This window comes from Caulobacter sp. LjRoot300 (genome assembly GCF_964253875.1).
Classification (GTDB): Bacteria; Pseudomonadota; Alphaproteobacteria; order Caulobacterales; family Caulobacteraceae; genus Caulobacter.
The window spans coordinates 40,949-66,660 of record NZ_CAXUSA020000004.1 but is presented as its reverse complement, the minus strand read 5'-3'; the positions used below and the strand labels follow the sequence as shown (position 1 = coordinate 66,660).

The following is a 25,712-nucleotide window of genomic DNA, read 5'->3' as shown; positions in this document are numbered from 1 at the left end:
GGAGACCTGACATGCGGCGATCATGGACCTGGACGCTGGCCGCCCTGGCGCTCACCGCCGCCGCCCCGGCCCGCGCCCAGACCGCGCCGCCGGCGCTGGACGATCCCGAGGCCAATGTCGTCGAGGCCCTGGTCGTGGCGGCCAGGCTGCCTGGCCCGGCCTGGTGGAAGATCACCGACGGCGACACCACGCTCTACGTGCTGGGCGTGATGCAGGCCCTGCCGCGCGGCCAGGGCTGGGACACCGGCGTGCTGGACCGCCGGCTGGACGGGGCCTTCGCGGTGATCCTGCCGCCCGAGGGCAAGGCCGGGCTGCGCGACGTTCCGGCCGCCCTGGCGCTGCGCAAGCGGCTCAGGTCCGACGTCCCGCTGGACGCCGCCGCCGGCGACCTGGCGCCCAAGCTGGCGCGAGCCCGGGCGACCCTGCGCAAGCCCGCCGACGCCTATGACGGCTGGAATCCGCTGGGGGCGGGGATCTCGATGGCCGGCGACTATCGCAAGACGGTCCGGCTGGACGTGAACGAGCCGGAGCGCGCGATCCAGCGCCTGGCCCGCAAGCATCGTGTCAAGGTCCGGCCGGCCGCCACCTACAAGGTCATGCCGCTGATCAGGACGGCGGTGCGCGGCCATTCGCGCGAGGCGGGGCTGCTGTGCCTGGAGGGCGTGCTCGACGAGGTCAACGCCGGGCCCGAGGCCGCGCGCGAGGCCGCCCGGGCCTGGGCGCGGGGCGACGTGCGCGGCGCGATCGCCGGCCCGCGCAACTTCCAGCGCTGCCTGCTGGCCCTGCCGGGCGTGGCCGACCTGGAGCGCCAGGGGACCCGCGACGAGGTCGAGGCCCTGAGCGCGGCGATGGGGACCCCCGGCCACGCCGTGGCGGTCTATGGGATCCGCAGCCTCGTGGCCCGCGGCGGCGTGCTGGACCAGATGCGGGCGCGGGGGTTTACGGTGACGGCGCCGGAGTAGAAGTCCCTCCCCCTGTGGGGGAGGCGATCGCGCAGCGATCGGTGGGGGGAGTTTTGGGATTGTCGACCCTGGATGCGGCCGCCTGCCGATTCATCCCCCCTCCGTCGGCTGCGCCGACACCTCCCCCACAGGGGGAGGCATGAAAAAAGCCCGGAAGCTTTCGCCGCCGGGCCTTTCCTAACTTCAGCTCCCCAGCCCCTACAGGCCCGGCAGCTTGATCTTGCCCTGCTTCTCGCGGGTGATGATGATCGTGCCGTTGCCGGTCAGGGCCTTCAGGCGGGCCTCTTCGGCGGCGGCGTCGACGGTGACGGATTCGGTGGCGCCGGTCTCGGCGGCGGTCGGGGCGGCGGTCTTGTCGCCCTTCTTCCAGAACATCACCTTGCTGGCGAAGCTCTCGTCCTTGTGGGCCAGGTCGCCGTTCTCGTCGTCGACGACGAAGCGGATCAGCGGGTCGGCCTTGTCGACGCCGGCCTTGGAGACCAGCAGCTTCTCGCCGTCCGAGCGGCCGGCGGCGTTGGACTGGCCGATCAGGGCCTGGCGGGCGGCGCTTTCAGGCTGCAGTTCCTGCGGGCGCGGCTCGCCGGGGGCCGGCGGGCGCAGGCTGTAGTCGGGCGGCACCACCAGCGGGGCCTTGGTGACGACGCGGAACTCGTCCGGAACGACCTTGCTCATGCCCAGCGCCTTCGACGCGGACTGGCAGCCGGCCAGGCCCGTGGCGGCCACGACGGCCAAAGCGCCCAGGGTCGCGACCCGATAGAAACTCATGAACCTGCTCCAGCGGCCCCCCGGGCCGTAAATTCGGACGCTCTCGATACGACATCCGAGGCCGGGCGCCAATCTTCCTTGAGATCGTGGCTACGTTAGGGCGCTCGTGTCGCCTCAGAGCCCGTGGCCGTCGGGATTGGCCAGCTTCTTCTCCTCCGACAGGAAGCTGTCCAGCAGCAGCAGGCAGACCCCCACGGTGATGCCCGAGTCGGCGACGTTGAACACCCACGGGAAGTGGATCCGCGACACGTCGATGAAGTCGACGACATAACCGTAGCGGATGCGGTCGATCAGGTTGTTGCCGAACGCCCCGCCGATGATCAGGCCGATGCCGGCCGCCATCAACGGCTTGGCCGCCTTGCGGGCCCAGATCGCCAGGCCGACCACGACGACGGCCGAGAAGATCGTCAGCAGCCAGCGACTCAGCTCCGAACCGCGGAACAGGCCGAAGCTCATGCCGAAATTGTGCACCAGGGTCAGGTAGAACGGCCCGGTTACCTGCTGGCTGGCGCCGGGCGCGGTCCCCAGCGTCGACAGGATCCAGGCCTTGCTGATCTGGTCCAGCACGACGGTGATGATCGCGATGGCGTAGGCGGTCCAGCCGAGGCGGGTGATCTTGAGCATTCTTCGCTTTTCCTTGGATCCTCTCCCAGAGGGAGAGGAAGGGGCCCGCCGCGCAGCGGTGGGAAGGTGAGGGGTTACACCGTTGGCCGGCGTGCCGGCGCGCCGTCTGGCGCCTCAACCCCTCACCCTCCCACGCCTAGCGGCGCGGGTCCCTCCCTCTCCCTCTGGGAGAGGGTGATCTTAAACCGCGTGCACGCTATCCCACCACGCCACCGCTTCGGCGTCGCGCAGGGACAGTTCCGGGTAGCGCGGATCGGTTCCGACCTCCGGCAGGATGCGCCACGAGCGGGCGCACTTCTTGCCTTCGGCCAGCTTCGGCTCCACGGCCACACCCTTGACTTCGTCCACGGCGAAGGCTCCGGAGGCTTCGCCGGCGACCAGGGTCGCCTGGCTGGTGCGGAACACCTCGGCCGCGTCGACGCCGTCGAAGGCCGCCAGCAGGCCGGGGTCGGCGATGTGCACCACCGGCGCGGCCTCAAGCGCCGAGCCGATGCGCTTTTCGCGGCGCTCGACCTCCAGGGCGGCGGTCACGACCGAGGTCACGGCCTCCACCTTGGCCCAGCGCGCGGCCTCGGCGTCATTGCGCCAGGCGGTCGGGGTCTCCGGCATCACCCGCAGCACGTTGCTGCCGGCGTCGGGGAAGCGCGTGGTCCAGGCTTCTTCCATCGTGAAGCTGGTCAGCGGCGACAGCCAGACGGTCAGGCGTTCGAACACGTAGTCCAGCACCGTGCGATAGGCCCGGCGGCGCAGGGCCGTGGGCGCGTCGCAATAGAGGCTGTCCTTGCGGATGTCGAAGAACAGGGCCGACAGGTCGCCCTGGCAGAAGTCGATCAGCGGCCGGATCACGTCGCTGAAGCGATAGGCCTCGTAGGCGGCCTTCACCTGGGCGTCGAGCTCCCACAGCCGGTGCAGGATGTACTTCTCCAGCGGCGGGAAGTCGGCGTAGTCGGTGACCCGTTCGGCCTCGTCGAAGCCGGCCAGGGCGCCCAGCAGGTAGCGGGTGGTGTTGCGCAGCTTGCGATAGGCGTCGGTCGTCGTGGCCAGGATGGTCTTGCCGATCCGCTGGTCCTCGGAATAGTCGACCATCGCCGCCCACAGCCGCAGGATCTCGGCGCCGCTTTCCTTGGTGATGGTCTGGGGCTCGACGGTGTTGCCCTTGGACTTGGACATCTTCTCGCCGTTCTCGTCCTGGGTGAACCCGTGGGTCAGGACGCCCTTGTACGGCGCGCGGCCGCGCGTGCCGCAGCTCTCCAGAAGCGACGACTGGAACCAGCCGCGGTGCTGGTCGGAGCCTTCCAGGTAGAGGTCGGCGGGCGAGCGGCTGTCGTTGCGGCCTTCCAGGGTGAAGGCGTGGGTCGAGCCGCTGTCGAACCAGACGTCGAGGATGTCGACGACCTTCTCGTACTGGGCCGGGTCGCGGTCGCCGAGGAAATGCTCGTCCGGCAGCTCGAACCAGGCGTCGCTGCCGCCGTCCTGGATGGCGTCGAGGATGCGGCGGTTGACCGCCTCGTCCATCAGCGGGACGCCCGTCTCCTTGTCGACGAACATGGCCAGGGGCGTGCCCCAGGCGCGCTGGCGGCTGATCAGCCAGTCGGGCCGCGTCTCGACCATCGAACCGATGCGGTTGCGGCCGGCGTCGGGGTGGAAGGCGGTGTCGGCGATGGCCTGGACGGCGGTCTCGCGCAGGGTCTTGCCGCCCAGCGACGGCACGGCCTGGTCCATGCGGATGAACCACTGCGGGGTGTTGCGGAAGATCACCGGGGCCTTGGAGCGCCAGCTGTGAGGGTAAGAGTGCTCGACGCGGCCGCGGGCCAGCAGGTTGCCGGCCTCGATCAGCTTGTCCATCACCGCGCCGTTGGCCGGCCCGAACTTGCCGGCCTTCTTGCCCTCGGTCTCGATGACCTTCAGGCCGCCGAACAGCGGCACGTGCGGGAAATAGGCGCCGTCGGGGTCGACGGTGTCGGGGATGGCGTCCAGGGCGTAGCCGCTCTTCAGCCAGACCAGGTAGTCGTCGGCGCCGTGGCCGGGGGCGGTGTGGACGAAGCCGGTGCCGGCGTCGTCGGTCACGTGGTCGCCGGCCAGCAGGGGCACGTCGAAGCCGTAGCCCTCATCGAAGGTCGCGAGCGGGTGGGCGCAGATCAGGCCGGTCGGGTCGACCGGCTCGGCGCGTCGCCATTGCGCGACCTTGGCCGCCTTTCGCACGTCCTCGGCCAGCTTGTCGGCGATGATCAGGCGGTCGCCGACCTTGGACCACGGGGCGAACTCGAGGTTCTCCTCCAGGGCCTCGACCTCGTAGAGGCCGTACTCGACCTTGGGCCCGAACGAGATCGCCCGGTTGGCCGGGATGGTCCAGGGCGTGGTGGTCCAGATCACCACGCTGGCGTCGTTGGGCGGCAGGCGGAAGACGTTGTCGCCGGCCTCATTGCCCGACACGGCGTAGCGGTCCTCGTCATAGGCCTTGACCGGGAACTTCACCCACACCGCCGGGCTCGTATGGTCGTGGTACTCGATCTCGGCGTCGGCCAGGGCCGTGCGCTCGACCGGGCTCCACATCACGGGCTTGGAGCCGCGATAGAGCTGGCCGCTGGTGGCGAACTTGTGGAACTCGGCGACGATGGTGGCTTCGCTGGCGTAGTCCATGGTGGCGTAGCGGTTCCACCAGTCGCCCAGCACGCCCAGGCGCTGGAACTCGACCTTCTGGGCCTCGATCCAGCCGGCGGCGTATTCGCGGCAGCGCTTGCGGAACTCGGCGGCCGGCACCTCGTCCTTGCGGCGGCCCTTGGCGCGGAATTCTTCCTCGATCTTCCACTCGATCGGCAGGCCGTGGCAGTCCCAGCCGGGCACGTAGTCGACGTCGTAGCCCAGGGCGAAGCGCGATCGGACCACGAAGTCCTTCAGCGTCTTGTTCAGGGCGTGGCCGATGTGGATAGCCCCGTTCGCATAAGGCGGGCCGTCGTGCAGCACGAACAGCGGGGCGTTCGCGGCCTGGCGGGCGGCGCGCACGGCGCCGTACAGCCCCTTGTCCGACAGGGCCGCCCAGCCCTCCAGGATCTCCGGCTCCTTCTTGGGCAGGCCGCCGCGCATCGGGAACGGGGTGTCGGGGAGGAAGACGGTTTCGCGGTAGTCGCGGGCGGTCGTCGTGGCGTCGTCGGCCATGGGAGAGCTATCCAGCTTGGAATGTTCGGAAGGAAGGTGCGGGGTCGTCATTCCCGGCGTGATGGGCCGGCGCGCGCTGGAGCGCTCGTCCGGCGGCGTCACGCCGGGCGGTTAATTCGCGGAGCTTTCCGAACGAAAGTCATCGGCGGGGGATAGCAGAGGTGACGGAGAGGGGCAAACGGGGAGCGCGCTCCAAACTCTCCATCGGGTGGTGTTCGCTTCAAGGTTCACAAAAGTTGTCATCCCGGAAAGCGCGCAGCGCTTGTCCGGGACCCAGGTGAACCGCACCGCTTCAGCCCAGTCCCCTGGGTCCCGGACAGCCTCTGCGAGGCTTCCGGGATGACAACCTTCATTGATGAAGCTACGCGGGAGCCCCTACCGCCGCGCCAGGCCGTCCAGCATCCACAGCGCCGCCAGGGTGCCGAACAGCACCGCCAGGGCCGAGAGCAGGAACATGCGCAGGCCCTGGGCCAGGGCGCCGCTGAGGGTGGCCAGGGCCGCCAGGGTCCAGGCCGTGGCCAGGATCTTGCCCTCCAGCGAGGACAGGACGGGCCTGGGGGGCAGGAGCAGCCGGGTCGCGCGCCAGGCCGATCGCCGCAGACGTCTTGCTTGAACCCCGGCCCGCACCAGAATCTCCCCCAACACTGACGCTAAAAGTGTAGGCGCGCTCGCTGGTTGCGTCCATGGGGAAAACCAGCGTTATCCGTATTTTCTCGCATTTCCGGACACGGATGTGCGCCGTACTGTCGGGAAGGCGACAATCTTAACCGAGATCGCCGCGCCGCGAGGCAAGCGTCACCGTTTCCGGAGGTGTCTCGGGGCCGTTGGAAGGCCTGGAGTCACCTCCTATCGGTTTGCTCTGAAAAGAGCGGTCATCCCGGACAAGCTCGGCGAAGCGAGCGCCGATCCGGGACCGCCGCAAACGCTGAGTTCACGCCCCGGTCCCGGATCTTCGCGCTGCGCGCTCGTCCGGGATGACAAACGTTTTTGGTCGTAAGATCGCCCCTCAGAACCCCGGCGCCACGATCGCGCGGGCGGCGACCTCGTCGCGCAGCACCTGCTGGACCAGCAGCTCGATGCTGTCGAACTTCAGCTCGGGGCGCAGGAAGGCGATCAGGTCGGTTTCGATGACCTGGCCGTAGAGGTCCTCGTCGAAATCGAACAGCCAGGTCTCCAGCCGGGTCTCGACCTCGCCGGTGGTGGGGTTGTTGCCGAGATTGGCCACCCCGGGCACCTCGCGGCCGTCGGGCAGGCGGGTGCGGGTGGCGTAGACGCCCAGCTTGGGCACCACATAGTCCTCGACCTCGACATTGGCGGTGGGGAAGCCCAGCTGGCGGCCCAGCTGCTGGCCGCGGCGGACCACGCCCTCGATGGCGAACGGCCGGCCCAGGATCCGGGCCGCGCCCTCGGGATGGCCGTCGCGCAGGGCGTCGCGCACGCCGGTCGACGAGAACTTCTCGCCCTCGCGGTTGGCGACCGGCTCGGCCACCGAGACCGAGAAGCCGTATTCCGCGCCATAGGCCTTCATCAGGTCGGCGCTGCCGGTGCGGCCGCGGCCGAACGAGATGTCGAAGCCGACGGCGACGTGCTTCACGCCCAATCCGCCCACCAAGACTTTTTCCACGAACTCGCGGTCGCCGAAGCTGGCCATCTCGAAGTCGAACGGCAGCAGGTACAGCCGGTCCACGCCCAGGGCCTCCAGCGCGCGGGCCTGCTGGTTGTGGGTCATCAGCTTGAAGGCCGGCTCGGTGGGGCGGAACAGCCGGCGCGGGTGCGGGTCGAAGGTGACCACGCCCAGCGAGGTCTTGCCGGCCAGCGCCGCTTTCGCGGCCTGGGCGATCACCTGCTGGTGGCCGCGATGCACGCCGTCGAAATTGCCCAGGGCCACGGCCGCGCCGCGATCCTCTTCGGGCAGGTCCTTCCAGCCGTGGATGGTCTTCAGGCGCATGCGGACGTCCTTACACCAGGTTGGCCTTTAACCCTCGATCCGCTCATCCCGGCGAATGCCGGGACCCGGATGGAATGGCTTTGAGCCGGGCTCCAGGAACGCCGAGCTTTTCCAGCCCATTCGGACGCTCTGGGATCTGGGTCCCGGCATTCGCCGGGATGAGCGGAGAAAGAGTGGCTCGGCATTGAGCATTTCGTCCTTAGGCGGTCGTCCGGCGCGGAACCAGGACCACGGCCTCGCCGTCGACCACGGCCTTGCCGCGCACCAGGCAGGTGGTGGCCAGGGTCACCCGGGCCTTGGCGGCGTCGATGGCCGTCACCGTGGCGCGGGCGGTGACCTCGTCGCCGATCCGCACCGGCCGCTTGAAGGCCAGGGACTGCGACAGGTAGACCGCGCCCGGCCCGGGCAGGGTGGTGCCCAGCACCGCCGAGATGTAGCCGGCCGACAGCATGCCGTGGGCGATGCGCTCGCCGAACGGCGTGGTCGCGGCGTAGTCGGCGTCCAGGTGCACGGGATTGGTGTCGCCGGTCACCTCGGCGAAGGCGACCAGGTCGGCCTCGGCCACGGCGCGGACCAGCTCGGCCGACTGGCCGACGCTGAGATCCTCGAGAAACAGTCCCGGCATGACGCCCCCTCTTTTTCTTCCTATGCCCGACGATCGGTCCTACCAGACCAGGTCGGCCATGGCGTGGGTCGCGCCCACCCGCTCGGCGGCCAGCAGGCCCTCGACCTTGGTCGGGTCCAGGCGGCCGTCGGGACCCACGGCGTGCTCGCCGTGGATGCCCTTGGCGATGAACAGGCAGGCCAGGCCCTGGTCGTGGGCGCCCTTGACGTCGGTGATCACCCCGTCGCCGATGCACAGCACCCGCGCGCGGTCGACCGGACCGCCCTTCAGGGCCTGCGCCTCGGCCAGGGCCAGGTCGTAGATCGCCTTGTAGGGCTTGCCGGCCATCAGCACCTCGCCGCCCAGGATCTCGTAGAGGTCGGCCAGCGCGCCGCCGCAATAGATCAGCCGCGAGCCGCGCTGCACCACCCGGTCGGGATTGGCGCAGATCAGGGTCAGGCCGCGCTCGGCGGCGATCGCCAGGCGGTCGCGATAGTCGTCGGGGGCCTCGGTCTCGTCGTCGACCATGCCGGTGACCGCGACGAAGGCCGCGTCCTCGGGGCCGGCGGTCGTCAGGCCCAGGCCCTCATAGAGCGGCAGGTCGCGGTCGGGGCCGACGATCCAGGCCGGGCCGGGGGCGCGGGCGGCCAGCAGGGTGCGGGTGGCGTCGCCGGAGGTGACGAAGGCGCTCCAGGCCTCGCGCGGCACGCCCAGGCGGTCCAACTGCTCGACCACGTGCTCGGACGGGCGGGGGGAGTTGGAGATCAGGATCACCGGCCCGTGGCGGGTCCGCCACTCGACCAGGGCCTGGCAGGCCTCCGGGAAGCTCTCGACCCCGTTGTGGATGACCCCCCAGACGTCGCACAGCAGCACGTCGTAGCGGTCGGCGAGGGCGGAAAGGCCGGGAGGCAGGTCGGTCATGGACAGGGGCGGTACCGGGCGGAGACGGGCGCGTCAACGGTAGCGCATGTAGGGACGCGCGGGCGCGAGGGCCAGCGGAAGGCGGGGAAAGCGAGCGTTCTATAAAGGTTGTCATCCCGGAAGCCTCGCAGAGGCTGTCCGGGACCCAGGGGACTGGGCGAAGGCCTTGCGGTTCACCTGGGTCCCGGACAAGCGCTGTGCGCTTTCCGGGATGACAACATAGTGGAGCGGCAAGCTCGCCCCCGCCGCCTTTGCCAGGATCGTGCATCAAGCGAGCAGGATCGGCATACCGGTCCGCGCGCGCCCCGTGGCATGTCACGCCCTGTTCATCTCCCCCTGAACCTTCGAGGACTATCCGATGGCCATCGCAAAAGGCTATGCGGCCGCGACCGCGTCCGCCCCGCTGACCCCCTTCACCTTCGACCGCCGCGAGCCCAATGACGACGACGTCGTCATCGCCATCAAGCACTGCGGGGTCTGCCACTCCGACATCCACATGGTCGACAACGGCTGGGGCCAGAGCGTCTATCCGATCGTGCCCGGCCACGAGATCACCGGCGTGGTCACCGCCGTCGGGTCCAAGGTCAGCCGTTTCAAGGAAGGAGACCGCGTCGGGGTCGGCTGCTTCGTCGACAGCTGCACCACCTGCGCGGCCCGCGACCTGGACCGCGAGCAGTACATGCCCGGCCTGGTCCTGACCTACAGCGGCTTCGCGCCCGGCGACGACCTGCCGACCTACGGCGGCTATTCCGACCACATGGTGGTCAAGGAAGGCTATGTGCTGTCGATCCCCGACAACCTGCCCCTGGACGCCGCCGCCCCGCTGCTGTGCGCCGGCATCACCCTCTACTCGCCGCTGCGCCACTGGAACGCCGGCCCCGGCAAGTCGGTGGCCATCGTCGGCCTGGGCGGCCTGGGCCACATGGGCGTCAAGCTGGCCCACGCCCTGGGCGCGGAGGTGACGGTGCTGAGCCAGACCCTGTCCAAGCAGGCAGACGGCCTGAAGATGGGCGCGGACCACTACCACGCCACCAGCGACCCGAAGACCTTCGAGACCCTGGCCTCGACCTTCGACCTGATCATCTGCACGGTGTCGGCCGGGATCGACTGGGGCGCCTATCTGAGCCTGCTGAAGGTCGACGGGACCATGGTGCTGGTCGGTGCGCCCGAAGAGCCCGTGCCGCTGAACGCCTTCGCCCTGATCCCCGGCCGCCGCACCCTGGCCGGCTCGATGATCGGCTCGATCAAGGAAACCCAGGAGATGCTCGACTTCTGTGGCCAGCACGGCATCGTCGCCGACATCGAGACCATCGCCATCGACCAGATCAACGACGCCTACAAGCGCATGCAGAAGAGCGACGTGCGCTACCGGTTCGTGATCGACATGAGCACGCTGTAGGGCGGGCGCGACCAGGGACAAGCGCATGTGCTTGTCCCTGGTTTCGTCATCCTTGTCTGTTGGCGGCTTGGGCTGACCCCAGTCGGTTAGCCCAAGCGACGCGCCGCCGATCATCCGGGCGGCCCCGTCGCGTTCAGCGAAGCTGCGCCGTTCCGTCGCATGAGCCCTTAACACCGTCGTGTCGTCTTCGCCCTAGGTTGTGTGGATACGGGATGGAAGCGACATGGATGATAGAGAAGCGCTAGAACGGAACGTCTCGAGATCGCGCGACACCCACTCTATCGAGGCGGGTTGGGCCGAGATTTCCTTCGTGCTCCCCATTCCCCTGGTCTCGTTCGTCGATGAACAACCACAAGGCTTCAGGACCGAGATCGGTTTGGAGGCGTCGACGACACCGCGCGACTTGGCCTTCCGCGCCCGCGCCCGCGCTGTCGCCGTGAGGCCAGACGCCGTGTCGACGCGATCGTCCGCGCAAGTGGCTGGAGAGGCGTGGCAAGATGGAGAATGATCGGTCGGTGCGCCGGCTCACGACGCTGGAACAGTCCGCCTCGACTGCGCGGGTTCTCAACCTCTCGGCGAACCACCGCAAGCACCGCCTGGACCCCGGCCTGACCGAGGCGCCCTTCTTCACCCACAGGCTGTTGGACCGCAGCATCATCTTGAAGCACCGGCTGCGGCCGCATGAGTACGGCCTGTTCGTCACCCCCAAGCCCACCGCCACCAAGATTTTGTTTCCCATCGACAACGAGGATCTGAGGGCCGGCGCCCACTACGCCTTTGTCGGCCAGCGCGACTTCGAGGCGGTGATGCAGGCGGCATTTGGCGACAGTCTGAGGCCGGGGACCCGGGACCGGATCGTTCTCGATCTCGTCGATTCCCTGCCATCCCTCGACCCGTTTCTGTTGCGCGAACAGCTGCGGCGTCACGATATCGAGCCGGCTCGAATCTATTTCGGGATCTCCGAGGCCGACATCCAGCGGATGTTCGACTTCGTGCGAGAGCAGATCTCCAGTCTTGTTTCGCTGTCGTCCAAGGAGGGCTCGGGGGGGTCGTCCGCGGGCGCGGGCCGATTGGTGGAGAAGCTCCTGTCCAACAGGCCCGAGGACGGCTTCGAGCCCCTGAAGGCCACCCTCAGGCTCAGCGACAAGGAATATCTCGACGGGGTCTTCGCCTGGCGCGGTTTTCTTTACTACAAATGGCAACTGGAGGAGCTGAGGGGCGCGATCGCCGAAGTGGCGCTGGAGATCTCCAGCCTCTCGCCCCGTGGGCCAAGGGACCCGGAGGCCACGGGGTATCTGCCCGAGGCGCGCCAACGCATCCGCACCGCGGTCGGCCAAGCCATCTCGCGGGTTCAAACCCTGCTGGACGTCTATAACGAGGCCTATCTGGGTCTGACGGAGGGTGGCAAACCTCTGGGTTTTCGCGACTTCCTGCTCACCGCGCCTGGCATGTTCACCGAACTCGGCGAGTGTTTGGGCGGCGTTCAGCACATCATCAGCTTCTGGCGCTACCGCTTCCCGACGGGCAAGACGCGGCTGATCTCGCCCTCGGAGTTGATGGACGTATTCCTCGACTTCGAGGACAGCCTGATCATCTCGCCCGAAGACACCCTCACTCGGTTCGTCTGACAGGTGCACGGACTTGTTCCGAGGACCCCTCGTTCCGCCGCGTTGTCGTTTGGGGCGAAGTCGCGGCCTCACCGCTTCTCGGATCAACCTTCTTCGCGGTTGAAGCAGGGGTCCTCGGAACAAGTCCGAGGACGACGGCGGTGGAGATCACGTCGCGTCGTGGAAGATCACCCCCAGCACCCGCCGCCGGCCCGCGCGCACGGTGCTGACTCCGTGGCGCAGCATCCGCCGGTGGACGCCGCGCGCGCCCGAGGCCGGCCGGTCGCGGACCGCGAAGATCACGCCTTCGCCCTGCCTCAGCGGCACGACCTGGGGCCGCGACTGCTGGCGGGGGCGCTGCTCGACCAGCACGAACTCGCCGCCGTCGAAGTCGCGGCCGGGCTCGTCCAGCAGGAAGGCGGCCTGCAGCGGGAAGACGTGCTCGCCGTAGAGGTCCTGGTGCAGGCAGTTGTAGTCGCCCGGGCCGTAGGTCAGCAGCAGGGGCGTCGGCCGCGTCTGGCCCGCCGCATGGCAGCGGGACAGCATGTCGTCCAGGTCTTCCGGAAAGCGCCGGTCCTCGCCCAGCGCCTGCGCCCAGCGATTGGCGACGGCGGCCAGCGGCGCGTACAGCCCCTGGCGCAGCCGCTGCACCGGGTCGGGCAGGGGATAGCTGAAATACCTGTACTCGCCCTGGCCGAAGCCGTGGCGGGCCATCACCACCCGGCTGCGAAAGCCGGCCTCCTGGTCGTAGAGGCCGGCGATCCGCTGGCAGGTTTCGGGCTTCAGCAGCGGCCCGGTCAGGGCCCAGCCCTGGACGTCGAGGTCGGCGGCGATGCGGGTCCAGTCCAGGCTCATGCGGCCTGGCTCAGGCGCGCTTCCCGGGCCAGCAGGGCCGCCTTGCGCGCGACGCCCCAGCGATAGCCGGACAGGCCGCCGTCGGCTCGCACCACCCGGTGGCAGGGAGTGATCACCGCCAGCGGATTGGCCCCGCAGGCCTGGGCCACGGCCCGGGCGGCGGTGGGCCGGCCGATGGCCCGCGCCACCTCGGCGTAAGAGGCGGTGGTCCCGGCCGGAATGGTCCGCAACGCCGCCCAGACCTTGCGCTGCAAGGGCGTGCCCTGGTCGTCCAGCGGCAGGTCCAGGGCCGCGCCGCGGCCGTCGACCTCGGTCGCCACCGCCTTCAGGTCGGCGGCCAGGCCCTGCGGGTCGTGGGTCAACCGGGCCGAGCGGAAGCGGCGCTCCAGGTCGCGGACCTGGGCGTCGCGGTCGTCGCCCAGGGTCACCAGACGCAGGCCGGCGTCGGAGCGGGCCACCAGGGCCAGGCCGAGGCTGGTGGGAACCGTGGCCCAGCGCAGGGTCTCGCGCGGCAGGTCGGGTTTGCAGCGCAGGCACGGGCGGAAGCCGGCGGCGCGGGCGCTCTCCCGGGTGTCGTGGAACTCGACGTTCTTGCGCAGCGGCCGCCCGGCGCAGCTGGCCAGGCAGTAGACGCCGGTGGTGCGCACGGCGATGAAGAAGGCGCCGTCGAGGTCGCGGTCGCGGCGGCGCATGGCCTCCCAGCGCGCGTCGTCGGTCAGGCATTGAGAAGCGGTCATGGGTCGGTCTCCTTTCGTGAAAAGGAGGATGCGCGCCATGACCGGGGACGTCATTCCGATGCTTGCGGTTCTGGTTCTGCGCTGCGGACCCTCGGCGCCACGGCGCGAATTCCCCGTCCTTCGACAAGCTCAGGATGAGGAATTCGAATTCAACCGCCGCATCGAAAGTAGCCCTCATCCTGAGCCTGTCGAAGGACGAGGGCGGCTCACGGGCGCTCGTCCCGTCTATTCCGCTCCGCAGATCAGCCCGACCATGACCGGGATCGTCGCCTCCAGCTGTTCGCGCGTCTCGCCGGCCCGGGCGCGGACCGACAGGGCGTTCATCATCATGCTGGCGACGCGGCCAAGCACCGCGGGGTCGACCGTCGGCGGAAGCTCGCCCCTGGCCTGGCGGCGCGTCATCAGGCCTTCGACGGCTCGGTCCAGCTCGTGCATGCCGTCGGCGACGGTCTGGCGCACCTCGTCATCGACGAGCGCCTGGCCCAGGCCCGCGCTGGCCAGGAAACAGCCCCGCCCGCCCGCGTCGTCCGACAGATAGAAGCCCAGCGCCGTATGATAGATCCGCGTCAGGACCTCGCGCAGCGAGCCGCCGCCGCGGAACGCCTCGGTCATCGCCGCCCGCGAGCTGTCCATGTAGCGATCCAGCGCGGACTTGAAGAGCGCCTGCTTGTCGCCGAACGCCCCGTACAGGCTTGGCCGGTTCATGCCCGTCGCGGCGCTCAGGTCGTCCAGCGAGGCGCCCGCGAAGCCTTGGGCCCAGAAGATGTCCGTGGCCTTGGCCAGGGCGACTTCCGGATCGTAGGCGCGGGGGCGGCCGCGACGTTTGGCGGGCGCTTCGGGCATCGGGCTCTCCTGGTCGGATCCTATTTTTGTACCGTATCGCATTTTATTCCTTGACCATCGTTATTTTTATGCGAAACAGTACGGAAATGCAATGGAGGGTTCGATGGATCTCTACTTCTCGCCGATGGCCTGCTCGATGGCGACGCGGATCGCGGCCTACGAGGCGGGCGCCGACATCCGCTTCCTGAAGGTCGACACCAAGGCGCGGCCCAAGCTGGTCGAGGACGGCGCCGAATTCCTGACGATCAACCCCATGGGCCAGGTGCCCGTGCTGCGCGCCGACGACGGCGAGCTGATCGTCGAAAACGCGGTGATCCTGCAATATGTCGCCGACCGCTTCCCGGCCGCCGGCCTGATCCCGGCCGAAGGGGCCGAGCGCCGCAAGGTGCAGAGCTGGCTCGGCTTCATCGGCTCGGAGCTGCACGTCGGGGCGTTCACCGTCCTGCTGCGGCCGACCTCGCCGGACGGCGCCAAGGCCTTCGCTCGTGAACGGCTGGCCGAGCGCCTGGCCCATCTCGACGCCCACCTGAAGGGGCGCGAGTTCCTGCAGGGCCGGTTCAGCGTCGCCGACGCCTACCTGTTCGTGATGCTGACCTGGGCCCGCTACCTGGCGATCGACTTCTCGCCCTATCCGGCGCTGTCGGCCTATCGCGACCGCCTGCAGACCCGGCCCTCGGTGGCGCGGGCCTTCGACGAGGAATTCACCCTGTTCAAGGCCGCGGCCTAGTCGCGACCTGGATCGGGGACAGGCCCATGGGCCTGTCCCCAGCCCTTCCTCCCCAGGAGATAAATCATGCGTAGTTTCATCATCGCCGTCGCGGCCCTCGCCGCGACGGGCGGCCCCGCCATGGCCGAGACCAAGGCCCAGAACGGCTGGCTGACCCTGAGCGCCCCCACCACCCAGAACCATGTCGTGTTCGACGGCGCGGTCTGGCGCTGCCAGGGCGACGTCTGCCGCTCGACCCAGGTCAAGTCGCTGCCGCCCTTGCGCAGCTGCAAGCGCCTGGCGCGCGAGCTGGGGCCGATCACCAGCTTCAGCTATCGCGGCGTGACCCTGTCCGAGGCGCAACTGGCGGACTGCAACCCGGTGCAGATCGCCAAGACCCCGGCGACGTCCGAAGTCGCCGCCGCCCACTGAGCTCCGACCTCGGAGGAGGAACTTGGGGACGGGCGCCCGCGCCTGTCCCCGACTTTTTCGGGTGACCAGGCCTAAACCGCCACCGACCAGCAGAACAGTTCGCCGTCCTCCTCGTCCGTCCGCTCGCCGGTGCGTTCGAAGCCGTTGGCCTCCAGCACCCGTTGCGAAGGGCCGTTGTGGATCGAGGTCTCGGCGGTGACGGTGGTGACGCGGTGGTCGGCCCGCGCCCAGGCCAGCAGGTCGGCCACGGCCCGCCGGGCCACGCCCCGCTGGCGGCGCGAGGCGGCGACGCCGTAGCCGATCATCACCGTGTCGCCGACATAGGGCGTGCGGACCAGCGAGGTCAGGCCCACCACCTCGCCGTCCTCGACGATCATCCAGGCGTTGGGGTGAAAGCTTTCGCCGACCTGCTCCGACAGGCCGCGCAGCATGGCCAGCACCTCCGGCGCCTCGACCCCGCCCTCGGCGACGGCCAGGCCGTCGGGGGCCTCTCCGGCGATCAGGGCGGCGAAATGGGCGTCGGTGGCTTCGATCAGCATGGGGCTTGAATAGGCCGCCGGCGGCGAGCGGGGCAAGACCGGCCGTTTACCTCAAGTTCAGAGTCGATCGCCTCTCCTGCGCCTCAAGGTTGCGGCGGGGGCGAAGATGGCGGGGCGGGCGTTGAGAACGGCGGTGGTTGTCGCGGCGCTCGCGACGGGGCTGGCGACGGCGGCGCTCGCGCGGGACAGGATCGATATTCAGATCACGCCCGAGCCGGGTGGATTGCGCGCGGCCTACAGCCTGTCCAGGCCGGTCGAGCAGCTGGCGTTCGACCAGAAGGCGCCGACCGTTCGCCAGGATACTTGGCGCCCGCCCGACGACATGGTGCTGGCCGACGGCGTGCTGCGGCGCAAGGACGGCAAGCGGTTCCAGGCCTTCGAGGTTCGGATCACGCCCGACACCGCGCCCCGCGACCGCAGCTATCCGGCCCTGACCCGGGTGGGCGAGGGCTGGCAGGTCTACGGTCCCTACTTCCGGCTGGTCGACGACAAGCCGTTGGTGGTGGCGCATGTGACCCGCCCCGGCGGTTGGGTGGTCGCGCCCGCCGAGGCCAAGGACGCCGACAGGATCGCGCTGGACGGCTGGACGTTCGTCGGCCCTGGCGGCTACGTGGCCAAGGGGCCGGCGACGCTGATCGCCTCGCCCCACGTCGAAGCCGCGCTGAAGGCGAGGATCGGCAAGGCGGCGAACGGCGCCGCGGCGCTCTACGGTCGCCGGCTGGGCGTGCGGCTGGAGACCCCGCCCACAGTGATCGTCACCCGCGTGCCCGCCTTCGGCCAGGGCCGACAGGGCGATGTCAGCGGCGGGGTTGTCTCGCTGCGGTTCTTCGGTCCCGATAAGGACACTTGGGAAAGCAGCGGCATGGTCGCCAAGTTCGTCGACCACGAAGTCTTCCATCTGTGGAACAACCGCCTCTTCGCGTCGCGTGACGGCGAGAACGAAGCCTGGCTGCACGAGGGCATGGCCGAATACGCCGCCCTGCTGGCCGGGCGCGAACAAGGCGAGCTGACCGACGCGGAGGTCGGCCGGGAGCTGACCGACCGGCTCAACGATTGCGTTGCCGGGCTGCGGCCCAAGGGTCTGGCCAGCGACCCGCCTAAGCGCGGCAAGGCCGTCTATGACTGCGGGGTGATGGTCCAGTGGAGCGCGGATCTGGTGGCCCGCTCGGCGTCCGGGGGCCGCCGCGACGTGTTCGACATCTGGCGCGACCTGTTCATGGCCAGTCGGGCCAGGGACTTGACCTACGACGCCAGGGACTTCCTCGCCCGGGCCGGCCAGTCGGCGTCCCCGGAAGATCCGCTGCGCCTGCTGATGGAGCCGGACGTCGACAATCGCTGGGATCGGCTAACGGCGGCGCTGAACGCGCGGGGCGCGCGGATTGTCGGAACCCGATCCGCCGCGGTCGAGCGCCAGAACCTGCTGTTTCACCTGGAAGGCCTGGTCTGCACGGGCGGCTTCGGCTTCTACGGCGACAATCCCAGCGCGTTGAAGCTCGACACAGGCGACCGCTGCGGTCCGCTGAACGGCGATCCGCTGATCGACGCGGTGGCAGGCCACGACGTGGTGGCGGACGCCTTGGCGGCGCGCGACGCCGCGGTCGAGATCTGCGCGGCCAAGGGCGACGTGGCCTTCACCTATCGCGGCAAGCTGGTGGCCACGATCGCGTGCAAGACGCCGCTGCCGCCCCGCCCCCTGGCCTGGACCGTGGAGGCGTGGCGCTAACCCGCGGAGGCGCTCGATATTGCAGGTTGCGGCGGTCTCGCCGACGCACCAAGCTGCCGCCCAAGCTTCAGGAGCCTGGGTGATGAGATCCGATGCGAATCGCCGCGCGCGCCGCGGGCTGGCGATCCTGGCCTTCGCCGCCGCCGGCCTCCTGGCCGCGTGCGGCCAGGGCTCCAGCTCGACCAGCGTCGTCCTGACCGGCCCGCCCGACAAGGTCGAGGCCCTGATCGCCCAGTACAAGCTGTATGACTCGCCGGTCCAGGCGCACCTTGAGAAGCTGGCCGATGGCCGCGAGCGGGCCGCCTTCACGAAGCCGGGAGGCCTACCGGCCGGCGAACTGGTCGGCCTGGGCAAGGCCGCCGCTAAGGCCGGGGTGGCTTTCGAGTTCTCCAGCGGTGCGAAATGGGGCTCCGACGCATCGGCCGACGCCTCGGTGAAGACCACGCCGGCGCCCGGCCCTGCGCCTAAACCCGCGTCTAGCGGGGTCTAGGACTTCGGCTTGGTGATCTTCACGCCCGCGGCCAGCAGCTGCGGCTTGACGTTCAGGGCGTAGTCCTCGTCGAACCGGGCCTGGGCGTCGGCCTTGACGGCGGCGATCACCCGGTCGCGGGCTTCGCGGGCGGGTGGGAAGTTGAGGTCGCAGGCGCTGGCGGTCGGGTCCTGGCCAGGTTCGGCCGCGCCGGTCTCGCCCGTGGGCAGCTCCTCCGACACCGGGTCGGTGCAGCCGAGCAGGCCGGTCATCGAGGAGAAGCAGATCGACCGCTGCAGATAGGCCCGCAGCCGCCAGCCGCACTGTACGGCCCGCTGGTCGGCGCCGTCGGGAACCTTGCGGTCGACGTCGTAGCGCAGGAACACCTGGTGACGGACCATGGCGCTTTCCGCCCGCCGGGCCTTGGTCAGGACCAGCCGCAGGTCGCTGGCGACGACCGTCATCGTGGCGCTGGCCCCCTTGACGGTGCTGGGAGCGGGCGCTGCGTGGGGCGAAGAAATAGGCGGCGTCGAGGCGGGCGGCGGTCCGGCTTGCATGACGATGTCCCCCTTGGTCGTGAAACAACCTTAGGGCGGCGCGGCGGCGTCGGTCAAATGGCGCCGCTAGTCGGGTTTGCGAGCGGCGTGACGCGCCTCGTCCGTCCAGATTACTCGCCGCACTTCGGGGCGGGGCCTTCGTCGGGTGTACCCCAGGAGAGCAGCCAGCGCTTCATGGCTTCGTGGCTGATCACCCGCCCCGCCGCGATGTCGGCCTCGGCGCGGGCGTCAGCCGCCGCTTCGGCCTCGTCGTCAGTCTCGTCGAAAAGGGAAGGCTCAGGCTTCGACATGCGTCGAGCCTACCACAGTCTGCGCTGACGCGGGAGGAGCCCTACCGCCCCATCCCGCGGCGCAGGGCGCCGCGCATGAAGTCCTGGGGGGGATCGGCCTCGGCGATGATCGAGTCGCGGATGGCGCGGGGCTCGCCGAACAGGTGGCCCTGGGCGTAGCCGATGTCGAGCTCCAGCACGTCGACCACCTGGCGCTCGTGCTCGACCTTCTCGGCGATCACCTCGATGCCGTAGCGGCGGGTCAGGCCGGCGAAGTCCTCGGCGTTGAGGTCGGGCAGCGAGGCGATGACCAGCTTGCCGTCCTGCTCTTCCAGCTGGTCCAGCATCATCTGGGCGCCGACCTTCAGGAACTTGACGTCGGCGCGGGCCAGGTCCTGGAAGTCCAGGTCCAGGTCGGTGACCTTGTCCAGGCTGAAGCGGAAGCCCAGGCTGGCCAGCCGCGCCATGTGGCGGGCCTCGACCGGGCCGCGGTCGTTGAAGGCGGCCTGGCCCAGTTCGAAGATCAGGGCGCCGTGCAGGTCCTTGTTGACCTGCAGGAACTCCAGGAACTGGGCGAAGAACGCCTCGTCGGCCAGGCTGGCCAGCGAGATGTTGCAGAAGATCCCGACCTTGCGGTCCTGCTTGGCCAGGCGGCGGACGATCTGCACGCAGCGGAACAGCAGCAGGTTGTCGATGGCGGCGGTCAGGCCCTCGGGCTCAGCCACGGCCAGGTACTCGGCCGGCATCATGACGCGGCCGGTGTCGTCGCGCAGGCGCGAGAAGCTCTCGTAGAACACGGTCCGGCGCTGGGGCAGGCTGACCACCGGCTGCAGGTAGAGGTCGACCCGGTTCTCGGCCAGCGCGTCCTGCACCACCCCGATCAGGGCGTTGGACTGGGGCGAGCGGCCGCGCGGCTCGGCGCGGGCCACCTCGACCTCGTAGCTCAGCTGGTGCTCCAGCCGCTCGCTCATGCGCACGACCAGGTCCTCCAGCTGGTGGACCTCGCTGGTCAGCTCGGCCGAGCGGCGCTGGGCGTCGTCGGCGACGCTCGTAAGCAGGCCGGTGATCCGGGCGTCGACCTTCTCGACCTGCTCCAGCAGGATGCCGTGGGCCTCGCGGATGGTCTCGATGTCGACGCGCAGGGCCGCGCCCTGCAGGACGCCGGCGATCACGCCGTGCACGGCGAAGCACAGGCCCATGGCGCCGATGAAGGCGGCCAGGCCGACGGCCGGCGCGGCTCCCATCCGCCAGAGGGCGAGGGAGACGACCAAGGCCAGACAGAGATAGGCGCCGGTCAGCAGCGCCAGCATCAGCCTTCGCATTCGAGGGTCCCTACGAATCGTCAAGCTCAGTATGCGAGTCGCGCGTGCCGTGAGTCGAACGGATTAACGACTCTGAGCCATTACGCCGCGCCTTAACCACAAATCAGCTCTTCGTGAACGCGCGGGGAGAAGCAACGGGCGCCGGACGTTAGAAGTCTCGGCTGGTGCCGTAGGCCACATAGCCCGAATGGGCGGACTCGACCTGCACGGTCATCTGCTGGCCCGTTGCGCTGAGAACCCGAATGCGCGCGCCGCCCAAGGCGAGCGTGGTCGGCAGCGCCTTGGCGGCGAGGGTGCTGTAGCCGCCCATCATGCCCGAGGCGGTGGATGCTATGTTCTGCCACTCGGCCTCGCCCTGCCGGCGGACCTTGATGTAGAAAAACATGCTGCCGTAAATGTTGAACGACTTCTCGTGCATGATCGTCGTCTCGAAGAAGTCGCGCTGGTCCTCGGGATCGACGGCGTAGTGGATCGCCACCGGCGTCGGCGCGATCACGCTGCCGAACGACGGGATCCTGGCCCCGCCGTTGTAGGGCGTCTTCCAGACGGTCTCGAACACACCATCGGCGCCGGCGTCCTCGAAGCAGATCCATTGCGAGGTGTGGGCGCCGCCCATGATCCGGGCCGTGCCCTTGGGCGCGGGCGCGCCGCAGTAGAACTCGCGCCCGGCCGGCCCCGTGGCCAGAAGCAGGCGGGCGCCCGCCGGCAAGCCGGTGCTTTCGTCCGCCAGCGTGGCGCTTTTGATCGCCGTGAGCCGCTGGATGAAGATCGGGTCGCCCGGCCCCAGCGTCTTCTGCTGCCGGTCGGCGTCGGAGATCTCGGAAACGTCGAAGCCCACGCGGACGGTCACCGCTTCGGAGGAGGCGGCCGCCGCCGTTCCCGCCACGGCCGAGGTCCCAGCCGCGCAAAGCATCGCCCAGCGAAGTTCCATGAACATCCGTCGCCCCCTCAACCCAAGATACTATGCCGACAGGCCGGTCCGGCCGCAAGCCGAGGCGGAGGCTCGCCGAAGGTTCCCGCCAGCCCCATTCGTGACATGACAGCACGGCCTTAGACTGATAATCGTTCGCAAGTTTTTCCGGTGCGACCATGTCCGACGCTCTCAGCCTAGCCCCAGACTTCACCGCCATCCCCGTCTCGCGCGGGGCCGAAAGTCCGCTCAGCAAGGCCCGCAAGGGCCAGCGCGGGCTGATCGTGCGGGTCGGCGGCGAGACCGGGCGGTCGGAGTCGATCGATCCCGAGGAGCTGGAGCGCCGCCTGCTGGAGATGGGCTTCGTCGAGGGCGCGGCCTTCGAGGTGCTGCACGAGGGGCTGTTCGGCCGCGACCCGATCGCCGTGCGCATCGACGACATGCGCGTGGCCCTGCGCCGCCGCGAGGCCGCCGCCGTCACCGTCCAGTTCGAAGAGGCCTGACGTCTTGACCGACACCGCCGTTTCGCGGCCCGCGCGCCTGGCGCTGGTCGGCAATCCCAATTCCGGCAAGACCGCCCTGTTCAACGCCCTGACCGGCAGCCGCCAGAAGGTCGCCAACTACGCCGGCGTCACCGTCGAGCGCAAGGAGGGCGTGCTGACCATGGCCAGCGGCCGCGGCGCCCACGTGCTGGACCTGCCCGGCACCTATTCCCTGCGGGCCCGCAGCCCCGACGAGGTGGTCACCCGCGACGCGGTGCTGGGCCGCTTGTCGGGCGAACAGGCGCCCGACGTGCTGATCTGCGTGGCCGACGCCACCAACCTGCGGCTGGTGCTGCGGCTGGTGCTGGAGCTCAAGCAGGTGGGCCGGCCGTTCGTGCTGGCCCTGAACATGTTCGACATCGCCCAGCGCCAGGGCCTGCGGATCGACCTGGAGCGGCTGTCGGCCGAGATCGGCGCGCCGATCGTCACCACCGTGGCCACCCGCAAGCGCGGCCTGGAAGAGCTGGTCGCCAAGGCCGACGCGCTTTCCGTGAGCCGTGCCGGCGAGCACGACAACGTCTGGCGCGAGCCCACCGCCGCCGAGATCCGCGCCGCCCACCGCGAGGCCCAGCGCATCGTCAAGGCCTGCGTCCGCCCGGCCGAGCGGCCCGACACGGTCACCGGCAAGGTCGACGCGGTGCTGCTGCACCCGGCCGCCGGCCTGCTGATCCTGGCCCTGCTGCTGTTCGTGATGTTCCAGGCGGTGTTCACCTGGGCCGAGCCGCTGATGGGCCTGATCGAGGCGGGTTTCGCGGCGCTCAGCGCCGGGGTCGCCGCCGTCCTGCCGCACGGCCTGTTCCAGAGCCTGATCACCGACGGCCTGATCGCCGGGGTGGGCAGCGTGCTGGTCTTCCTGCCGCAGATCGTGATCCTGTTCTTCTTCATCCTGGTGCTGGAAGACAGCGGCTACATGACCCGCGCGGCCTTCCTGATGGACAAGATCATGGGCGGGGCGGGCCTGCACGGCCGGGCGTTCATCCCGCTGCTCTCAAGCTTCGCCTGCGCCATTCCCGGCATCATGTCGACGCGGGTGATCGACAACAAGCACGACCGGCTGACCACCATCCTGGTCGCCCCGCTGATGACCTGCTCGGCGCGGATCCCGGTCTACACCCTGATCATCGCCGCCTTCATCCCCCACACCAAGGTCTGGGGCGTGCTCAGCCTGCCGGGCCTGGTGATGTTCGGCCTCTACGCCAGCGGCATCGTCAGCGCCCTGGTGGTGTCGTTCGTGATCCGCAAGATCTTTTGGCGCGGCACGGTCGAGCCGTTCATGATGGAGCTGCCGACCTATCGCTGGCCCGAGCCGCGCAACGTGCTGCTGAACCTGTGGACCCGGGCGCGGATCTTCATCGAGCGGGCCGGGCGCATCATCCTGCCGCTGATGGTGCTGGTCTGGGTGCTGTCGACCTTCCCCTATCCGCCGGCGGGCGCGACGGGACCGGCCATCGACTACAGCTTCGCCGGGCGGATCGGGCACTTCATCGCGCCGGTCATGCAACCCATCGGCTTCAACTGGCAAATGACGGTGGCGCTGATCCCGGGTTTCGCCGCCCGGGAAGTCGCCGTGGCCGCCCTGGGCACCGTCTATGCGGTGGGCGGCGACGACGAGGCGGGCACCAATCTGGGCCAACTGCTGTCGCACCAGTGGTCGCTGGCCACGGCCCTGTCGTTCCTGGCCTGGTACGTGTTCGCCCCGCAGTGCGCGGCGACCCTGGGCGTGGTCAAGCGCGAGACCAACGGCTGGCTGTGGCCGAGCGTGATGTTCCTCTACATGACCAGCCTGGCCTACCTGGCCTCGTTCACAGTCTACCACGTGGCCGTGGCGATGGGGGCGGGGTAGAGGGCGCCGCCCCTCCCGTCGCCCCTCCTGTTGTCATCCCGGAAAGCGCGGAGCGCTTGTCCGGGACCCAGGACAGCCGCACCGCATCAGCCCAGTCCCCTGGGTCCCGGACAGCCTCTGCGAGGCTTCCGGGATGACAACCGTTGAGGAAGATGGCGGCGCCCAAACCGCCCATGCCCTGGGCTCGATCAGTTCCCCGCCTGGGCCAGCTGCAGCGACGCGCGATATTCGGCGGCGGTGATCGGCTCGGTCTTCAGGGTGAAGCGGTTGTCCGTCGTCCCCAGCAGGGCGCGGGTGGGGATCACGTGGCGGTCGATGCCGCCCTCCAGAGTCAGCACCGCGTCGCGCCAGAAGGCGTCCTGGTCGAAATAGAAGCAGTGGGCCGTGGACGGGTTGACCCGCTGGGCGAGGCTCAGGTCCAGCCCGTTGAACAGGGCGCTGCAGTCGATGTCGCAGAACGAGGCCGGGGCGTCGACCGGCAGGCCCACCCGGCCGGCCCGCGGCGTCGGCTCGCCGTTCTTGAGGTCCGAGATCTTCAGCACGCTGTCGAAGCGGTTCGAATAGGTGGTCGTGCGGCCGGCGTACTTGTTGAACCAGCGGCCGCCGTCCTGGTCGGCCGACAGGCTGCCCTGCGAGACGTCGCCGGCCACCAGCACCAGCTGCGAGATCGACCAGGCCTTGGCGTTGGTCTTGACGTCCTGGTAGGCCCAGCTGAACGCCTGGCGCACCACGAAGGCCCCCATCGAATGGGCCATGAGGCTGACCCGCACCTGGCAGTCGGGCACGATGGCGCCGACGAACATCGTCAGCGCCGAGTCGATCAGGGCGTTGGCGCTGGCCCGGGCGTTGCTGCGGTCGGCGTAGTAGCCCAGGGTCTCGCCCAGGGACGGCCAGTCGTAGCTGACATAGACCCCGGTCCAGCCGTGGGCCGCCAGCTTGGCGCGGTTGTCGGCGTCGCCCTTCAGGGCGTCCTTGAAGCTGGTGTTGAAGCCGTGGACGAAGAACAGCAGGTCGCCCCGGGGCAGGCCCTGCGGGGTTTTCTCGCCGAAGCTGTCCAGCACCGCCTTGCGCCAGGCCGTGGGGCTGAGCGGGGTCTGGGCGCCGTCGTCCTCGATCCGCAGGTAGCGGGCGGGGCCCATCTTGCCCTCGTTGGTCTTGGCGCGAAGCGAAATCATGAACGCGGCCATGTCGCCGTCTCTCCGGTCTGCCTCTCGACTCGACCGTAGCGCGAAGGGGGCGGGGAGTCTCGACGGCTGTCCGGGCGATTCTAGGGAAGGCCCGCCAGGCGCGCGGCGGCCACCACGCCCGGCCAGGTCGGGGCCTGGAACATGGTCAGGTGGATGGCCGCCATCACGCCCAGGGTCAGCCACCAGGGCGTCAGCCAGCGGCCCTTGAAGCCGTCCCAGAGGATCAGCCCGACCAGCACCGCCTCGACGGTCCAGAAGCTGGGCGGCAGGGCGCCGGCCAGGCCGTGCAGCGACGGGATGTTCATGCCGTAGGCTCGCCCCAGGGCCGGCGGCAGGGCGACGAACAGGGTCGAGGCCATGAACCGCGCGTGCAGGAACAGGGTCCGCCGATAGGCGATGGCCAGGCCGTACAGCAGGCTGAACAGCGCCAGAGACCAGACGTCGATCCAGGCCAGGGTCAGGCGCAGCGGCACGCCGAAGTGCGACCTGGGGCCCAGCATGTCGTGGACGACGACGGCGGCGCTGACCACCAGGGCCGGGGCGATCACCAGCGACGCCCGGCCGATCCAGCGGTGAAAGCGGTTGTGGCCGTGACCGATCAGCCAGCTCTGGACCACCAGCAGCGCCATCCAGCCGGCGGCCAGGGCGCCGTGGACGAGCCGGATCGGGTCCAGCGGCCCCATCCCGCCGGTGAAGCTGGGCCAGAAGCCGAACATCGTGACGGCGAACGCCAGCAGGAAGGCGAGATACAGATTGCGCAAGACCAGCTCCCCCGAGATGGACCCTTGCGTA

The 25,712-nt window shown here is 69.5% G+C and carries 26 protein-coding genes; 9 read left to right on the top strand and 17 right to left on the bottom strand.

What is annotated here, in order from left to right:
- Positions 1-11 precede the first annotated feature (11 nt).
- Entirely contained in the window at positions 12-962 is a 951-nt protein-coding gene (locus ACSQ2G_RS14805) for a TraB/GumN family protein (protein WP_436032104.1), read from the top strand.
- A gap of 198 nt (positions 963-1,160) precedes the next feature.
- Here the strand turns inward: ACSQ2G_RS14805 and ACSQ2G_RS14800 are convergent, their stop codons facing one another.
- The 7 genes from ACSQ2G_RS14800 to ACSQ2G_RS14770 all read right to left on the bottom strand — a co-directional run bounded on the left by ACSQ2G_RS14800 (position 1,161) and on the right by ACSQ2G_RS14770 (position 8,980).
- Complete coding sequence (locus ACSQ2G_RS14800) at positions 1,161-1,727, bottom strand: DUF3035 domain-containing protein (protein WP_056751618.1); 567 nt, start codon at positions 1,725-1,727, stop codon at positions 1,161-1,163.
- 114 nt (positions 1,728-1,841) lie between these two features.
- Complete coding sequence (gene lspA / locus ACSQ2G_RS14795; RefSeq protein WP_436032102.1) at positions 1,842-2,351, bottom strand: signal peptidase II; 510 nt, start codon at positions 2,349-2,351, stop codon at positions 1,842-1,844.
- A 180-nt stretch (positions 2,352-2,531) separates the two neighbouring features.
- Positions 2,532-5,507: an isoleucine--tRNA ligase gene (gene ileS, locus ACSQ2G_RS14790; protein WP_436032100.1), complete on the bottom strand. Its 2,976-nt coding sequence runs from the start codon at positions 5,505-5,507 to the stop codon at positions 2,532-2,534.
- A 375-nt stretch (positions 5,508-5,882) separates the two neighbouring features.
- Positions 5,883-6,134, bottom strand: coding sequence for a hypothetical protein (locus ACSQ2G_RS14785; RefSeq protein WP_436032098.1), 252 nt, complete (start codon positions 6,132-6,134; stop codon positions 5,883-5,885).
- A 379-nt stretch (positions 6,135-6,513) separates the two neighbouring features.
- Positions 6,514-7,455, bottom strand: a complete 942-nt coding sequence (locus tag ACSQ2G_RS14780) for a bifunctional riboflavin kinase/FAD synthetase (RefSeq protein ID WP_436032096.1) — start codon at positions 7,453-7,455, stop codon at positions 6,514-6,516.
- 199 nt (positions 7,456-7,654) lie between these two features.
- Positions 7,655-8,080 carry a MaoC family dehydratase gene (locus tag ACSQ2G_RS14775; RefSeq protein ID WP_436032094.1) on the bottom strand — a complete coding sequence of 142 codons (426 nt, stop codon included), beginning with the start codon at positions 8,078-8,080 and terminating at the stop codon, positions 7,655-7,657.
- Between the two features lie 39 nt (positions 8,081-8,119).
- Positions 8,120-8,980: a TIGR01459 family HAD-type hydrolase gene (locus ACSQ2G_RS14770; protein ID WP_436032092.1), complete on the bottom strand. Its 861-nt coding sequence runs from the start codon at positions 8,978-8,980 to the stop codon at positions 8,120-8,122.
- Positions 8,981-9,338: 358 nt separating this feature from the next.
- On the opposite strand from ACSQ2G_RS14770, the gene ACSQ2G_RS14765 reads away from it, so the two are divergent.
- Together ACSQ2G_RS14765 and ACSQ2G_RS14760 are read left to right on the top strand one after the other, a co-directional pair.
- Complete coding sequence (locus ACSQ2G_RS14765) at positions 9,339-10,379, top strand: NAD(P)-dependent alcohol dehydrogenase (protein WP_436032090.1); 1,041 nt, start codon at positions 9,339-9,341, stop codon at positions 10,377-10,379.
- 497 nt (positions 10,380-10,876) lie between these two features.
- A complete protein-coding gene (locus tag ACSQ2G_RS14760; protein ID WP_436032089.1) occupies positions 10,877-12,007 on the top strand; it encodes a hypothetical protein in 1,131 nt (376 codons plus the stop codon).
- A 147-nt stretch (positions 12,008-12,154) separates the two neighbouring features.
- Here ACSQ2G_RS14760 and ACSQ2G_RS14755 read toward each other — a convergent pair whose 3' ends face one another.
- The 3 genes from ACSQ2G_RS14755 to ACSQ2G_RS14745 form a co-directional block, all read right to left on the bottom strand.
- On the bottom strand, positions 12,155-12,841 hold the full coding sequence (locus ACSQ2G_RS14755) for a 2OG-Fe(II) oxygenase (protein WP_436032087.1): 687 nt from the start codon (positions 12,839-12,841) through the stop codon (positions 12,155-12,157).
- Positions 12,838-13,578 carry a methylated-DNA--[protein]-cysteine S-methyltransferase gene (locus ACSQ2G_RS14750; protein WP_436032085.1) on the bottom strand — a complete coding sequence of 247 codons (741 nt, stop codon included), beginning with the start codon at positions 13,576-13,578 and terminating at the stop codon, positions 12,838-12,840. Before ACSQ2G_RS14750 ends, ACSQ2G_RS14755 begins: the two co-directional genes overlap by 4 nt.
- A gap of 225 nt (positions 13,579-13,803) precedes the next feature.
- Entirely contained in the window at positions 13,804-14,421 is a 618-nt protein-coding gene (locus ACSQ2G_RS14745; RefSeq protein ID WP_436032083.1) for a TetR/AcrR family transcriptional regulator, read from the bottom strand.
- Between the two features lie 103 nt (positions 14,422-14,524).
- On the opposite strand from ACSQ2G_RS14745, the gene ACSQ2G_RS14740 reads away from it, so the two are divergent.
- Entirely contained in the window at positions 14,525-15,148 is a 624-nt protein-coding gene (locus ACSQ2G_RS14740; protein WP_436032082.1) for a glutathione S-transferase C-terminal domain-containing protein, read from the top strand.
- 66 nt (positions 15,149-15,214) lie between these two features.
- A complete protein-coding gene (locus ACSQ2G_RS14735) occupies positions 15,215-15,559 on the top strand; it encodes a CC_3452 family protein (protein WP_436032080.1) in 345 nt (114 codons plus the stop codon).
- Positions 15,560-15,630: 71 nt separating this feature from the next.
- Here ACSQ2G_RS14735 and ACSQ2G_RS14730 read toward each other — a convergent pair whose 3' ends face one another.
- Entirely contained in the window at positions 15,631-16,098 is a 468-nt protein-coding gene (locus tag ACSQ2G_RS14730) for a GNAT family N-acetyltransferase (RefSeq protein ID WP_436032078.1), read from the bottom strand.
- A gap of 133 nt (positions 16,099-16,231) precedes the next feature.
- Between ACSQ2G_RS14730 and ACSQ2G_RS14725 the strand changes: the two genes are divergently transcribed.
- Positions 16,232-17,821 (top strand): hypothetical protein, encoded by a 1,590-nt coding sequence (locus ACSQ2G_RS14725; protein WP_436032076.1) that lies wholly within the window; start codon positions 16,232-16,234, stop codon positions 17,819-17,821.
- A gap of 82 nt (positions 17,822-17,903) precedes the next feature.
- The gene (locus ACSQ2G_RS14720; protein ID WP_436032074.1) at positions 17,904-18,311 is read left to right on the top strand and encodes a hypothetical protein; all 408 of its coding nucleotides are present in this window, start codon (positions 17,904-17,906) and stop codon (positions 18,309-18,311) included.
- Here ACSQ2G_RS14720 and ACSQ2G_RS14715 read toward each other — a convergent pair.
- The 4 genes from ACSQ2G_RS14715 to ACSQ2G_RS14700 all read right to left on the bottom strand — a co-directional run bounded on the left by ACSQ2G_RS14715 (position 18,308) and on the right by ACSQ2G_RS14700 (position 21,375).
- Complete coding sequence (locus tag ACSQ2G_RS14715) at positions 18,308-18,847, bottom strand: hypothetical protein (RefSeq protein ID WP_436032072.1); 540 nt, start codon at positions 18,845-18,847, stop codon at positions 18,308-18,310. The genes ACSQ2G_RS14720 and ACSQ2G_RS14715 overlap by 4 nt on opposite strands.
- Positions 18,848-18,957: 110 nt before the next feature.
- On the bottom strand, positions 18,958-19,137 hold the full coding sequence (locus tag ACSQ2G_RS14710; protein WP_436032070.1) for a hypothetical protein: 180 nt from the start codon (positions 19,135-19,137) through the stop codon (positions 18,958-18,960).
- Positions 19,138-19,178: 41 nt separating this feature from the next.
- The gene (tipF, locus tag ACSQ2G_RS14705) at positions 19,179-20,438 is read right to left on the bottom strand and encodes a flagella assembly cyclic-di-GMP phosphodiesterase TipF (RefSeq protein WP_436032068.1); all 1,260 of its coding nucleotides are present in this window, start codon (positions 20,436-20,438) and stop codon (positions 19,179-19,181) included.
- A 148-nt stretch (positions 20,439-20,586) separates the two neighbouring features.
- Positions 20,587-21,375, bottom strand: a complete 789-nt coding sequence (locus ACSQ2G_RS14700) for a hypothetical protein (protein WP_436032066.1) — start codon at positions 21,373-21,375, stop codon at positions 20,587-20,589.
- Positions 21,376-21,527: 152 nt separating this feature from the next.
- On the opposite strand from ACSQ2G_RS14700, the gene ACSQ2G_RS14695 reads away from it, so the two are divergent.
- Both ACSQ2G_RS14695 and feoB read left to right on the top strand, forming a co-directional pair.
- Positions 21,528-21,851, top strand: a complete 324-nt coding sequence (locus ACSQ2G_RS14695; RefSeq protein WP_436032064.1) for a FeoA family protein — start codon at positions 21,528-21,530, stop codon at positions 21,849-21,851.
- 4 nt (positions 21,852-21,855) lie between these two features.
- Positions 21,856-23,733 (top strand): ferrous iron transport protein B, encoded by a 1,878-nt coding sequence (gene feoB, locus ACSQ2G_RS14690; protein ID WP_436032062.1) that lies wholly within the window; start codon positions 21,856-21,858, stop codon positions 23,731-23,733.
- Between the two features lie 188 nt (positions 23,734-23,921).
- On the opposite strand, the gene ACSQ2G_RS14685 is transcribed toward feoB, so the two are convergent.
- Positions 23,922-24,920, bottom strand: coding sequence for an alpha/beta fold hydrolase (locus ACSQ2G_RS14685; RefSeq protein WP_436032061.1), 999 nt, complete (start codon positions 24,918-24,920; stop codon positions 23,922-23,924).
- 80 nt (positions 24,921-25,000) lie between these two features.
- On the bottom strand, positions 25,001-25,681 hold the full coding sequence (locus ACSQ2G_RS14680) for a hypothetical protein (RefSeq protein WP_436032059.1): 681 nt from the start codon (positions 25,679-25,681) through the stop codon (positions 25,001-25,003).
- Positions 25,682-25,712: the final 31 nt, after the last annotated feature.